Here is a 14,228-nt window from a genome sequence, read left to right as displayed (position 1 = left end):
ACATTGTCCTTCTGCAAGAGGCGCATTTTGGGGAGCTATATCTTGCTGATTAACCTAAGTTCGGCGAGTTTTATTTTATAAATCTCGCAAAATTAGGGTTATTAATTTTTATATCGGATAATCAAAATATTATGGTGTATTGATTTGTCCGAAAATAGTGAGGGTTGTTGAGCCATTGCCCCCCATTTGTTCATTGCTGATGGGAGAATCAATTTTAATCGTGATAATACTATCCGTAGCGGCTGGATATGTCCCTGTTGTAGTTGGTACTGAGAGCAGTCTAAAGCTGAGTTGTGAGGATGTGCTTAAGGTATCATCAAGTACAATGTTTGTTGAACCAACTAATAGCCCCGTTGTGGCTGTAACAGTAATGCTAGTGCCTTTAACCAAAGCATTGCCATAAATATCGCTGATATTTGAGAGCAGGAATTCTTGGCTACCGCCTTTATTGATATTGAAGGTGTTGGGGGTGATGGTAGGTTGAGCAAGGTTGCTTGAGAAAAGCACTTGTGTGCTTGTCCAGATGGTGGTGTTTTCTTGGAAAATTCCATCAGGCGCGTCAAAATGACCGTTGCTATTGATATCGATATAAAGTTCGCCTGTATCAAATGTGTTGTTATCGTTTGCATCGATAAAAGGCTCGCTTAGGTCGCCTTGACGGGTAATAACTTCTCCTTGATCCCACTGATTATTGCTATTGCGGTCTATATAGCCTTTGTCTGTGAAGCTATCGATACCAATATCAAATTGACCATTGCCATTTTTATCGATAAAGCTTTCGCTACCTGTCGTATATGCCACGATACGCACAAGTCCTGCATTGCCACAGAGGCTTTGGCTGATGGTGCTTGTCGTGGCGGTGTAGGGGGTGTTGCATAAATAGCCCGTTGTGCGATAGGTCGGAATTCCTCCTAAATTGGGGGTTGTAGGGCTTGCTGTTTGTAGCGTTGCTGTGGCTTGTCCTAGTGTGGTTGTGCTGGTAAAGCCACCGCCGCCGATACTTGTGCCGATTGTGCCGCCTTCGGTAATAAAACTGACTGCTGTGCCATCAATAACGATATTGCCAAAACGGTCTCCCACAAATGCGGTGATTTTATCTGTCAGTCCAAAGGTGACACCGCCCGCAATATTTTGATATTCCACTGCAAGCGAAAAATGATCAGCATCTGCACGTCCGCCGATAATGGTCACTTGAGCAGTCGTGCTGATGGCGTTGTTGTTCGTGCCTGTCGTTGCGATAACGTCAATCGTCCCTGCAACATGTCCACTTTTGAGGGTAACAAGTGCGTGTCCGTTATTGGTTACGGTGGTCGCGCTGGTGTTGCCATTGCTGGTTGTTTCGTCTGTGTAAATGCTTTCTCCACCGCCTAGGGTTCGATTGCCTAGATGGAAGGTGATACTTGTTCCATCAGCAACTGCATTGCCGAGGTTGTCTTTAACAAGAAATTCAAGCAGGGCGGTTTGTGCAACACCACTGCCCGCAATGCCGATAATGCGTGGTTCTACGCGGACAATTTCAATAATGCCTGCACTGCCTGCTTGTATCGTGAGGCTAAAGTTGTCTGTTATAACGCCTGTGTTGGTGTTGACGCTGGCGGAAAGGGTTGCAAGCCCTGCTTGGGTGCTGGCGTTAAACGTTGCTGTTGCGCGTCCGTTTTGGGTGACAGCGGTGGCAGTGATAACGCCTAGTGAGCTGGTGAAACGAACTTGTGTGCCATCGCGGACGTTATTGCCTTGTGCGTCTTGTACGAGTGCGGTTAAGGTGGTTACGCCGCCCAGTGAAAGGGTGCTGATATCGCTGGTTAAACGGATAGTGCTGGCTTCGGTTACATTGATGTTGAAATTGACTTGTGCATTGGCGTTTAAACGTCCTGCTTGTGCATTAATCGTCACTGTTTCAATTTGATGATGGCTAACATGGATGGTTGCACGTCCTGTGTCGTCGGTGGTTGTTTGAAATTGGTCGAGTAATGCCAGCCCTGTGGCGTTGAAGTAAACGGGAATGGCTGCAATACCGCGATTATTGGCATCATTGAGACTGAGGAGCAGTGTTGTTTGGGTATTACCATCAGCAACGCCTTCTTGTGGGGTGTTGGTAAACCGTAGTTGTGCGCCAAAGTAGAGAGGCAGGGATTGGCTAGCGGTGTCTGCTTGAATGGTAACGCGGGTATTTTCGCCTTGTGCATTGGTAACTTGAGTCGTGACTTTGCCTTGTGCATCGCTAATCCCTGAGTTTGTGCTTAATTGTGCGGTGCTGTTACCGCCATTCAGGTTGCTCACTTGGAATTGTACGGTTTGCCCGACAATGGGTAAGCCATTATTGTCTGTGATGGTTGCGGTAATGGTACTGCTATCACCGACTGCGAGTACGGTATCGCTACTGTTTATTGCTAGTTGGCGGTTATTGCCAAAAGTCGCTAAAAAATGAATGGTTGCTGCTGGTGCAGTGACTTGTCCACTGTTGGCTTGAATTACAACAGTGCCACCGTCTTGGAGTATATCGGTAATTGTCACGGTGGCTGTGCCGTCACTCGCAGTAATGGCACTGTTAGGGGTTAAGGTTTCGTTGTTGGTGTTGGTAAAGCGAAAAGTCACTGTTTGATTGGGTAGAGGGCTGTTAAAACCGTCTTTGAGTAAAGCAGTGAGGGTTTTGCTGGTCAAGCCTGTGCTGGTGGTGGGTTGTAGGCTTAAACTTGCGCCAAAATAGAGGGTTAAAGTTTGAACCGTCGCGCCACTGCTGACTTGTAAAACAACGGTTTCGGCAAGATTATCAGTAACGGTAAATGTGGCTCGTCCTGCGCTGTCGGTGACAGTAGGAACGCCTGTTAAACGGGCTGAACCTGAGACGCTGGCGGTAAATGCTTGTTGACTGGCGGGGTTATTATTGTTTGGTTGACGAGCTTGTAAGGTGATTGTTGTGCTTCCGCCTGTTGGTAGGAGGGTTTCACTTGCGCTTAGGCTGAGTGTAGCACTGGTGGTAACAAAGGTTATTGTACTGAGATTGCCTTGTTTACCGCCCGCGTAGGGGGTAATGCTGAAGGTTTCGGCAATTGTATTGGTTATAGTGATTTCTATACTGCCATTAATCCCTGTAATACTGCTGACGCTGGATAAATAAGCAGAGCCAGAACTGCTGAGTAAATTCACCGTTTGTCCACTGATGGGGTTGCCATTGTTATCACGCACAATAACCGTGAGCGTTACAGCACTATTACCATCTGCGGGCGCACTGTTATTGCTGACGATGGTATCTATCGTTGCGATATTGGCATTAATGTGGCTGTTGAGGAAGTTAATACTGGCTGGGTCGCTGTTTGTTGTACCGACGCTTGCAAGGATAGTCGCAGTACCAATTTGGGTACTGGTTATTTGCACAAGTGCTTGTCCTTTACTGTCGCTAATGACACTGGGAGCGGAGAGTAAGGCATTGCCACTGTTGACTTGAAAGTGAATAGGCACGCCTTGAATAATCGCGCCAAACGCATCGCTGACAATGGCTTGTAACGTATTAGCGGTTTTACCATCGGCAACGCCGTTATTGATGCTCGGATAAAGTTGTACACGTCCACCAATGTATATTGGGATGGTTTGCTTTGCGGTGTCTGCTTGAACGGTAATCAGAATATTTTCTGCGCTTGTTCCTCTCACCGTTGCAATAACTTCCCCTTGTGCATTACTAATACCAGTGATAGGGGATAATAAGGCTTGTGCAGTTCCACCTGTTAATGTGCTGATATTAAATGTAACTGCTTGTCCTGCAATGGGTAAGCTATTTTTATCGATAATTCTGGCAGTAATGGTTGCAATTTGATTGATGGCTAATAACGTTGCATTACTACTGGCTTCGAGTTGGCGATTTTGTCCAAATACAGCGCGAAAATTCACCGTTGCGCGGGCATTGAGTGTACCAACATTGGCATTGACTAAAGCAACCCCGCCATCTTCTTCTATATCAGTCACGGTCACTTTAGCTATCCCTGTGCTGTCTGTTTGCACGTTCGCAGCTGATAAGGTTTCATTATTATTATTAACAAAGCGAAAGTTCACTGATTGATTTGCTAAGGGGCTGTTATTTCCATCTTTCAATAATGCGGTAAGTTCTGTATTGGTTAGCGCGTTCACCGTGGTTGGTAATAGCGTTAACGTTGCGCCAAAATACAAGCGTATTTGTTGAGTTACTGAACCACTGCTTGCTGTCAATGTAACAGTTTCCGCTTGTGCATCAGTGAGTGTAAAGCGGGCATAGCCTGTTTCATCCGTTTCTTTCTCTATGACATCCGCACTGGCAGAACCTGTTAAGGTTAAACGCACCATGACCCCTGTTGCGGGCATATTATCTGCTTGGCTTGCCAATACTTGAATACTTGCTTGCTCTCCCATGCCTAAGATAGTTGCGGAGCTGGTCACTACTAATGCAGTGACAGTTGGTGAGGGCGTTGTTGTGCCCCCAGAACCACCACCACCGCCTAAACAGCCTGTTAACAAGAACAATAGCCCAGCGATGAACCAAACTCGTAAAGCTGAGAACATACAAGAAATCATACTTGTGCCTTTAGAAAAATTGACAGAGAGGAAACCACCAGATTCTACTAGATTTATACAACATAGTCGCTAAACAAAGCCGTTCACGGCGGTTTATAAAATAATGATGAAAATCAAGATGCTAACCAAGTCAGTTAAGAGGGCTAATGCCATGCAAGGTCGTCGTGAGTCCCGTAATGAATTAATGAGTTACTTAGATGTGATAGACCCTATTTCTACGCAGATAATTGGTTATTTAGGAGATATATCAACAGAAGGCATGATGATGTTGACAGAAAACCCTTTTAATATGCACAGCCTCTGCGAGTTAACCTTACGTATGCCCCAACAAGCTGGGTTCACTAAACAATGGATTACGGTTAAAGTAGAAGTTCGCTGGATACACGAAAATACGTTTAACCCACAATTACGCCGTGTCGGTTTTCAATTTATACATGTTAATCCTGAAGATATACCTTTTTTAAAACAGCTTGTGGACTTTCTAGCTCAAAATACCTAATTCATTAACCACTTTATTTTTATCCTTTTTTTCTTACCCATAGGGACTAACCCTGATGTCTATAAAAGTACCATTAGAAATACGAGATATTTATACCTTACTGATTTTTAGCATTATTACAATTATTGCCATGTTGAATATCACCCCTTATGGTGCAGCCTCAACAACAGACTCATTTGCTTATGTAGAAGCCGCTGAAAACTTCAATGCAGGTAAAGGAGTTAGCCTAAATAGTTATGCAATGGGACAAGAATCAGAAATTGTCTTATTTACAACATGGCCACCACTTTATCCGATAGCCATCGCGCCTTTTTTATCATCAGATATACAGCCGATGTATGCTGTTGCACAATTATCTATTTTACTGTTACTCATCAGCGTTTTATTTTGCTTTCTCTTTTTTAAAAAATTAGGGGGATACTGGTTAGCGACATTAGGGACAGCACTATTTTTAACCGCAAGCTCGACGGTTGTCATTTTCACCTATGCATGGAGTGAAACCCTCTTTACTGCCTTTGTCGTCTTAGCTTGTTGGAGCATTATTTACTGCATAGAGAGTGCGCAAAAAGAAGCAACGCTCGCACATCTTTTTTATCTCTGCATACTAACGCTCTGTGTAATAGGCATGTTTTATACCCGTTATGCAGGAATTTGGTTAGGTATTTTAATCCCTGCGACATGGTGGGTATTACCCAATAAACGCAAATGGCTTATTACCTATTTAATAGCGGGATTGGTTTCTGCTGCCGCTATTGGTTATTTAATGTGGCAAAACTATATACTGGTTGGAGATATTTCAGGAGGCGATTTTAATACGCAATATAATGAAGTTGGGCGAGTATTTACGCGACCTAACTCACCCACAGATTTAGTCGGGCGTTTAATTGAATTAAAATACGCGCTATTAGCCCTATTACCGCTTAAGTTACCAATATACTTATTATCATTTCTTGTTGGTATTGCTGCTCTTTTTGCCCTCTTTAAATGGCAATATGGCTCAATACTGACATTTCGCCATGAATCAGCAGAAATACCATTCTATGGTAAGAAATTAATTTTTATTAGCGTAATGGGTATTCTGGCGTACACAGCCGGCTTTTTATATATGGGAGTCACTAAAAATTTACTGGCTTATGATGTGCGCTATTTTGGACTGCTAACCCCGTTATTTATTACCATTTTAGTATCGGGATTTGCCTATGTTTGGCATCTTCCTTCTAAAATTTTTTCGGGACTAGGCGCAGGACTCATCAGCCTTGTGATATTAGGAATACTCTTTCAAGGAAGCTATTACTACTACAATGGACTCGTGAATTTACAAAAAGAACCTACGGGACTTTATGCAACTGATACCACAGAAACACGGTTCTTTTCCAATAGCACACTTTCCTTAGAAAAAAACCCTTACTACCACTTAATCAGAGAGTTAGCAAGTCATCATCAACAACTACCCGTTTTCTTCGTTGAACAACCCCGTTTTGTCCATTTCATAGCCGCTTATTCCCCTATCAAACTATTTCCTATACAAATCAATGACGACAGTATCAAGCAAATGAATAACTACGTAACGAATGGTAATGGCTATGTTTTATTAGTGACTCGAGCAGGAATTGATAAACTGGTCAACTATTACGGCATGAAAAAACTAATGCAATTACCTTATCACAAAGGCTATTTAGAAAGCTCAGGCATTCTGCTGATTCAATTACCATTACCACTTAACACAGAAGTTGTCCTGCCTGCCGAATCAGCACCAACACCCGCGCAACCGCCACAATAACATCTTCTTTAAAATCTTCTTTCTACCGTTTAAGGGGCGAGGTTTTGCCCCTTATTTTTTAATCTTTATCCTGCACCAATACCCACGGCTTAACAACCACAGCCCATAAACTTGCATTACGCTCATGCCATTGAATCGCCTGAGTATCAGAAACTTTTACGATTTTTCGCGCTTGCATCCATTCAAGCCATTGCACTTTATTATCACGAGACATTTCAAGCGCGACTTGTACTAAATCCAATTCATTACTCACCGCAATTAATAAACCGCTGGCAAAAAATCGTTGCAACTCCTGCCATGTAATCCGTGACGTTTCTAAATTAACCTTTGCACGAAAAAGGGATTCATCCTGAGTTATATCATCATTTTCTATCATATCGCGAACATTCAAATAACATTACAGTTGTACGAGTGATGCACGGACTTGTGCTGTTGTCAGTTGTTTTAACAAAATACTTGTTGCAGGCAAGACAGGCAAAACAGCCTCGCGGGCTTGCTCTATATACAATAAAGCATGTGGTGCTAACCATCCCTGTGCCAACTTTTGCAAGCAGGGCGTTAAAAAATCGCTACTAAAAGGCGGGTCGAGAAAAATAATATTAAATGGTGTCGTTGGCGTTTTTTCTAAAAAACTTAAAGCATCCTGATGCACAACAAGCAATTGTGTTGCCTGTAATATGGCAACCTGCTGCACCAAATTTTGCGCAATATCACGATCACGCTCGACCAACACAACAGACTGCGCACCGCGTGAAGCCGCCTCAAACCCTAACGCACCCGTTCCCGCAAATAAATCTAAACAACGACTCGCAGGCACACGAAAATTTAACCAATTAAACAAAGTCTCGCGCACACGGTCAGAAGTTGGACGTAAACCTTGCTTATCTAAAACAGATAATTTACGCCCACGCCATTCCCCGCCAATAATACGAATCTTTCCTGTTGCTGATTTATGCTGTGAATGAAGCGACGATTTTGTCATTTCGTATTTGTATTTAATAAAGCAATGATTTTTAAAATATGTTTTTTTGCAGAGAGCAAATGTAAACGGGTTTGCACAACACCTGTTTTCCACTGTGTTTCTAATACTTCTGCTTTATCTAAGGCTTGCAAGGCACGCTCTAACTCTAATAATAAAGAATGACTACTCACACTATTAGCCGCTTTAGACATAGCTTGTCGTCTAGCGGATGCCGCACAAGTCTCTTCTTCAGGCTCAATCCTATCCATTAACGCATCAAAAGCGGTGAATGACTCTGTCGTATGAACAGCGACAGGCAAAACTTGCATGTCTATATTATCCAAACAAATAAAAGCTTTTTCTGCCGTATTTAAATGTTTAACCAACCAATGACGCACTGTGGTTAAATTCGTTTCAGAAATATTCCAAACGGCAAAATTATCCGCTAGTTGTGTAGAACGATGCTGTAACTCTATAAACAACTCACTGATTAAGCAGCGAATTCCCGTAAAATAACCTAAAATCGGTTCTTCCTCAGAGAACTCATCAAATCCTGTTGCATCAAAAAACTCTAGGCTAGGCTCTTCTACATGATAAGTTAGCGCATCATCATCGCCATAATTTTCTGATTTTCTCAAGATTTTAACTGAAAAGCGTCGCCCATCATCATTGCTAAAGACTAAAATGTTATTCATTGCAGGGTCAACTAAACGGAAAAACCTGTTATACCAAGCAAATCATCCAAGTTGGATAACAGGTTATCAGAAAGAATTTAGTAATAATCCGCCATACGATTCACAATATTTTCAATTGCATGGTCAGTGCTTCCTTTAACAGGAAAGTCTTTACCTAATTTTTGTGTATATAAAATGGCTTCGGGCTTGGGTCTGCCTGTCAACATGACTAAAAACTCTTCAAATACGCCTAATTGGCTATCCGCATACATTTTTGTTTGTAACTCAGCGGCATCTTTTGCGCCCAAGTTTTTTAAAAATGTGCGTAATTGTAATTTTTGTTTATCTGTCAGCATGTTTAAGTTCCAGTGTATCAGTATTACAAAATACCCAACCATTTAGGTATCTTGCTCAATTATATCAGTCATTCTGGGTCGGCGGAAAAAACAACTCGTCTTAACGCTGTTGTCTGAATCAGAATTCACAGAATTTTCAGAATTAGCAGAATTTAAAAGCGTCATTCCCCTTATGAAAAACAATAAAGTTTATTTTTCGTGGAAAGTATAAACCCCATCCCATTGTGAGTTAATGGGTAAATGTTGGTATTCATCAATACGTTGCAAGTAAATGCTGTAAATCTTGGTCATGGGATTTTGCTGATTAAGGACGGCAAAAAGCTGGCGGGCAGTTTCCCATTCTTGCGCTCGAAAAACGCTGAGTGCTTGATGATATTGCACGAGTTCTTGCTGTTGTGATGCTGGGACTGTGTCGGGTGTCCCAATAAGTTCATAAATACTGACAGGTTCGGTTTTGCCTTTTACGCGGACGCGGTCAAGTTCTCGATAGATGAATTCGGGGACAAGATTACGAGTTGCTTCGCTGACGATGCTAAAAACGCCGTATTGTTTTGTCAGACTTTCTAAGCGTGAGGCAAGGTTTACACCGTCACCGATGGCTGTGTAATTTAAGCGGGTTTCTGAACCCATATTGCCAACCACAACTAGCCCTGTGTGTAGTCCAATTCCGATTTCTATCGTTGGGCGTTGTTGTTGAGTAAACATGCGATTTAATGCATTAACCACTTGTACCATTGCAACAGCGGTGCGCACGGCACAGGTGGCGGAATCTTCACGTTGTACAGGTGCGCCAAATAGTGCCATTACCGCATCGCCGATGTATTTATCTACAACGCCGTGATTGTTTTCTATGACTTCGGTAATTTTAGTCAGGTAAGTATTTAAAAAACTCAGAATATCTTTTGGGGCGCGATTTTCACAGAGTGCGGTAAAACCGCGAATATCTGAAAATAGGACAGTGACGACGCGCTCTTCCCCGCCGAGTTCTATGGCTTTGCTGTTTAATAGTTCTTCTGCAATAGCGGTTGACACGACTTTGCCCAGTAAATTGCGAACTTTTTCTTTTTCTGCCAAACCGCGTGCCATGTTGTTAAAGGTGCGGGCTAGTTCGCCAATTTCGTCTTTTTGATGCAGGGTTATATGTTGTTGATAGTCGCCTTGTTCGATGCGTCGGGCTGATTCGGCTAGGGTTAATACAGGTTTTGTAACCGATTGGGCAATTAAAACCACGCCTGCAATAGAAAGAATTAGCCCAATAATAAATAGTAGTATCAGTGCATTACGTAGTGAGCGATATGCAGTTAAGGCTTCTTCTAACGATTGTTGTAAAACGGCAATAACATAAATATTTTGTTTTTGAATTAGGGGGGTAACCACTGAAACATAATCTTGTTCGGCGAGGTGTAAGACTAAACTGCGATTTTTTTCCCATGTTTGTTGGGTGATGGTTTCAGGTAAAGCGGTGCGTATGGGGTCAGATAAGGTGCTGGCAACGGATTGCCATTGTTGTTGTTTATCTTGTTGTAAGATAGAAACATCTGCTAGTAATAAACGGCTTAAGTCTTTTGCAAAGTTATTATCGATAACAAAGCCTATCAGTAGCCATGCTTCTAATTCAGGCGTAAGTAGTGGCACAACCATCATTTGATAAGGGCGTGCATCAATCGAAACAATCGAGGAGGCTTCACCGTAGGGGTCATTTTCTGCGGCGCGGAGCAGATAATCCCATTTAACAGGCGCGTCAGTGACATCGGGGTGCATGGTATCGGCAATGATTTTGCCGTCGAGAGAAACAACCATCATCACATTTGCCCCTTCTAAACGGGCAAGGTGGTTTTGGGTCGCGGATAAAATTGTGCCGTGTGCGTGGGTGTGATAAGCGGCTTTAAAGGCAAAATCGCCTGAGAGTAGGCGTGCAGCTTCTAACAGAATTTTAACGCGCTCATCAATAAGTCGATTAAAAACGCCTGCCGCAACTGTTAGCGATTGATTCATTGTCACGCGGGCATTTTCAATGCTGGCATTATTGACGGCAATGAATGAGGTGGCTTGAACAAGGACTAATAGTCCGACAAAAAAAGTCAGTAGGCGATTGCGAAACCGCCGAAAGCGTAACATGAAAGCTTCTCCTTATAAAAACCATGAAGGGCGAACTCGTTCGCCCTTATTGTCTTTTCCTTAATCTAGCGAGCAAGGAGAAACTGCGCAGAATATCCTTTTCTGCAAAGCGATTATGTGCCACGTCGCCACGTTGTCACCCCTGCCGCATCTTCTAAAATAATGCCTTGTTCTTTCAGCATATCGCGAATTCGGTCAGATTCTGCCCAGTTTTTAGCCTTACGTGCTGCTTGACGTTCTGCAATTAGCTTTTCTACTGCATCATTGCTTAAACCGTTGGTGCTTGTATTTTCCCGTTTAAACCACGCTTCGGGGTCGGCTTGTAAAATGCCTAAAATGCCACCTAATAATTTTAATTGTTGGGCAACAGCAACGGCTTGGCTAGAATTATCCACACGTAACCGATTAACTTCACGGCTTAAATCAAATAAAACAGCGATTGCTTCAGCGGTATTAAAATCATCATTCATTGCAGTAGCAAAGCGTTGATAAAATTCGCTATTTTTGTCTAATGGTGCGCCTGTATCCTCTAACCCGCGTAATGCGGTATAAAGACGGGTTAAGGCTTGTTGCGCTGCGTCTAGTTGTTGGTCGCCATAATTTAATGGGCTACGATAGTGACTGTTTAAAATAAAATAGCGAATGACTTCGGCGGGAAATTTTTGTAAAACATCGCGTAAGGTAAAGAAATTGCCCAAAGATTTGGACATTTTTTCTTCATTAACCCGCACAAAACCATTATGCATCCAGACATTCACAAACTGTTCGCCCGTCGCGCCTTCAGATTGTGCAATTTCATTTTCATGATGGGGAAATTGTAAATCCATGCCACCGCCATGAATGTCGAAATGATTTCCTAAACAATGTGTCGACATTGCCGAGCATTCTATATGCCAACCCGGTCGACCATTGCCCCAAGGAGATGCCCAGCTAGGCTCATTGGGTTTTGCTGCTTTCCACAACACAAAATCTAAGGGGTCTTGTTTGGCTTCTTCAATATCCACGCGCTCGCCTGCGCGTAAATCTTCAATCCGTTTACCTGACAATTTGCCATATTCAGCAAATTTACCAACGGCATAATAGACATCACCATTATTCGCGGTATAAGCATAACCCCGTTTCATCAAGCGGGTAATTAAATCAATAATATGGTCAATATACTGCGTTGCGCGTGGCTCTTGGTCAGGACGTAAAACCCCTAAGGCATCTGCATCTTCATACATTGCCTGAATAAAGCGTTCGGTTAAGCTATAAATATCTTCACCATTTTCATTAGCACGATTAATAATTTTATCGTCTATATCCGTGATATTCCGAATATAAGTGACATCATAACCTGAAGCTCGTAACCAACGCGCCACCATATCAAACACCACCATCACCCGCGCATGCCCGACATGACAGTAATCATAAACCGTCATTCCGCACACATACATACGCACTTTATTTGCCTCTATCGGCTTAAATGGGGCTTTATCTTTGGTTAAGGTGTTATAAATCGTCAGCATATTGATTATCTTAAGTAGATTAAAAGGTTATTAACGTAGATAATTTTAGCATTGATGCACTTAGAAAGGCGAATCATACACGCAATCTATGTTAAAAAACGGCAATACTCCGAATAACGTCACTTTATACTCGATTATCTGTTACTTGCCTTCTATTTGAGGATAACAACATATAATAGATACCCCTTTTTTATAACATGTGGATTCTGCATAAAATAACTTGTACCATTAAAAAATATTGTTACTCGACAAAAATTTCCTATCAAACAGACAAGCATTAGATATTTTTAATAAGCTAATACAATTAGATATAACGCCTGATATTCACATCAAGGATGAATACATAAACTTGCATTTAATCATGTTATCGTTTAATCAAACTGTTCAACCAATTTTTTAGACTATAGATGAAGCAATTAAGAGAGTGCTAAACAAATCAAGTTTTACTCGTTAATCTTCATGCTGTTGTTTAAATCAGGATTCATCCGTTTAAAACCCGACATGTTTAGCACTTAATATTAAATAAAAAATCATTAAAATTTCAAAAATAGCGATACATTTTGCATCTTAATTTCTGTGGTCTTCGTTAAACAAATACAACAATCATATTTCTTTTAAACGTTCTAAGAGGCATAAAAAATGGAAAGAGAAGAGGCGATGAGCTTAATGATTAAGCTCCTCAAGCTCATGTTAAAAGAAGAAGGTTCTGACTTGTTTATTACCGCAGGCTTTCCTCCCGCTATGAAAGTGAAGGGGAAAATGACTCCAATGATGAAACAGCCATTATCGCCCGCTGATTCTCGTGCGTTAACCCTCTGTGTCATGAACGATAAACAACTGAAAGAGTTTGAATCAAGCAAAGAATGTAATTTTGCAATCGCACCCCCTGGGTTAACCCGTTTTCGCTGTAACGCCTTTATACAACAAGGCTATACAGGGGTTATTATGCGGGTTATTCCCGTCGAGATTCCCAACTTTGATAAATTAGGTCTGCCCCCTGTTTTAAAAGAAGTGATTATGGCGAAAAACGGCTTAATTATCATGGTGGGGGGGACAGGCTCAGGGAAATCAACCACGATGGCGGCGATGATTGACCATCGTAATGCCAATAGTTACGGGCATATTATTACGATTGAAGACCCTATCGAATTTGTTCACCCGCATAAAAACTGCGTCATTATGCAACGCGAGGTTGGCGTTGATACCTTTAGCTGGGAAGCCGCCCTCCACAACACCCTGCGTCAAGCCCCTGATGTGATATTACTTGGGGAAATTCGAGATGCGGAAATTATGAACTTCGGGCTAGAGTTTGCACAAACGGGACACTTAGCCATGGCAACCTTACACGCAAACAACTCTAACCAAGCCATTGACCGTATTTTAGGTTTCTTCCCCATTGAGAAACAAAAGAAATTAATGCAGGATATTTCATTGAATTTAAGAGCGATTATTTCACAACGCTTAATCCGTACCGTCACAGGTGGACGGGCTGCGGCCATTGAAATTATGTTAAATACGCCCTTGATTCAAGAACTAATCGCAACAGGAAAAGTTGCAGAAATGAAGCCGATTATGGCGAAATCGCGCGAATTAGGTATGCAGACCTTTGACCAAGCATTATTTGATTTACATGAAGCGGATAAAATTTCGCTGGAAGAAGCCTTGCGCAATGCCGATTCTGCCAATGAGTTACGCCTGAAAATTAAATTGGAAGGGAAAAATGCTAAAGGGGTCGATGCCTTGGCAGCTTCAGGCGGGTTATCCATTAAGGAAGTCGAAGAAAAATAAAT

General features: G+C 42.2%; 10 protein-coding genes. 3 read left to right on the top strand and 7 right to left on the bottom strand.

The window, feature by feature from the left end; genetic code table 11:
- Positions 1-129: 129 nt before the first annotated feature.
- Positions 130-4,530 (bottom strand): beta strand repeat-containing protein, encoded by a 4,401-nt coding sequence (locus tag BEGALDRAFT_RS02010; RefSeq protein ID WP_198284590.1) that lies wholly within the window; start codon positions 4,528-4,530, stop codon positions 130-132.
- 163 nt (positions 4,531-4,693) lie between these two features.
- Here BEGALDRAFT_RS02010 and BEGALDRAFT_RS02005 point away from each other — a divergent pair, with 163 nt between their 5' ends.
- Positions 4,694-5,041, top strand: coding sequence for a PilZ domain-containing protein (locus BEGALDRAFT_RS02005; RefSeq protein WP_002683145.1), 348 nt, complete (start codon positions 4,694-4,696; stop codon positions 5,039-5,041).
- A gap of 55 nt (positions 5,042-5,096) precedes the next feature.
- Positions 5,097-6,821 (top strand): hypothetical protein, encoded by a 1,725-nt coding sequence (locus BEGALDRAFT_RS02000; protein WP_002683144.1) that lies wholly within the window; start codon positions 5,097-5,099, stop codon positions 6,819-6,821.
- A 58-nt stretch (positions 6,822-6,879) separates the two neighbouring features.
- Here BEGALDRAFT_RS02000 and BEGALDRAFT_RS01995 read toward each other — a convergent pair whose 3' ends face one another.
- From BEGALDRAFT_RS01995 to cysS, 6 genes are all read right to left on the bottom strand, one after another.
- The gene (locus tag BEGALDRAFT_RS01995; protein WP_002683142.1) at positions 6,880-7,197 is read right to left on the bottom strand and encodes a DUF2288 domain-containing protein; all 318 of its coding nucleotides are present in this window, start codon (positions 7,195-7,197) and stop codon (positions 6,880-6,882) included.
- 21 nt (positions 7,198-7,218) lie between these two features.
- Positions 7,219-7,803 carry a 16S rRNA (guanine(966)-N(2))-methyltransferase RsmD gene (rsmD, locus tag BEGALDRAFT_RS01990; RefSeq protein WP_002683140.1) on the bottom strand — a complete coding sequence of 195 codons (585 nt, stop codon included), beginning with the start codon at positions 7,801-7,803 and terminating at the stop codon, positions 7,219-7,221.
- Positions 7,800-8,477, bottom strand: a complete 678-nt coding sequence (locus BEGALDRAFT_RS01985) for a hypothetical protein (protein WP_002683139.1) — start codon at positions 8,475-8,477, stop codon at positions 7,800-7,802. The genes rsmD and BEGALDRAFT_RS01985 overlap by 4 nt, the downstream gene beginning before the upstream one ends.
- Positions 8,478-8,554: 77 nt before the next feature.
- The gene (locus BEGALDRAFT_RS01980; protein WP_002683137.1) at positions 8,555-8,812 is read right to left on the bottom strand and encodes a hypothetical protein; all 258 of its coding nucleotides are present in this window, start codon (positions 8,810-8,812) and stop codon (positions 8,555-8,557) included.
- Positions 8,813-9,001: 189 nt separating this feature from the next.
- Entirely contained in the window at positions 9,002-10,930 is a 1,929-nt protein-coding gene (locus BEGALDRAFT_RS17725) for an adenylate/guanylate cyclase domain-containing protein (protein ID WP_002683135.1), read from the bottom strand.
- Positions 10,931-11,043: 113 nt separating this feature from the next.
- Positions 11,044-12,438: a cysteine--tRNA ligase gene (cysS, locus tag BEGALDRAFT_RS01970; RefSeq protein WP_002683133.1), complete on the bottom strand. Its 1,395-nt coding sequence runs from the start codon at positions 12,436-12,438 to the stop codon at positions 11,044-11,046.
- Positions 12,439-13,077: 639 nt separating this feature from the next.
- Between cysS and BEGALDRAFT_RS01965 the strand changes: the two genes are divergently transcribed.
- Positions 13,078-14,226, top strand: coding sequence for a PilT/PilU family type 4a pilus ATPase (locus BEGALDRAFT_RS01965; protein WP_002683131.1), 1,149 nt, complete (start codon positions 13,078-13,080; stop codon positions 14,224-14,226).
- Positions 14,227-14,228 lie beyond the last annotated feature (2 nt).

This window comes from Beggiatoa alba B18LD (assembly GCF_000245015.1).
GTDB classification, from domain to species: Bacteria; Pseudomonadota; Gammaproteobacteria; order Beggiatoales; family Beggiatoaceae; genus Beggiatoa; species Beggiatoa alba.
This window is presented reverse-complemented; position numbering and strand designations above follow the sequence as displayed.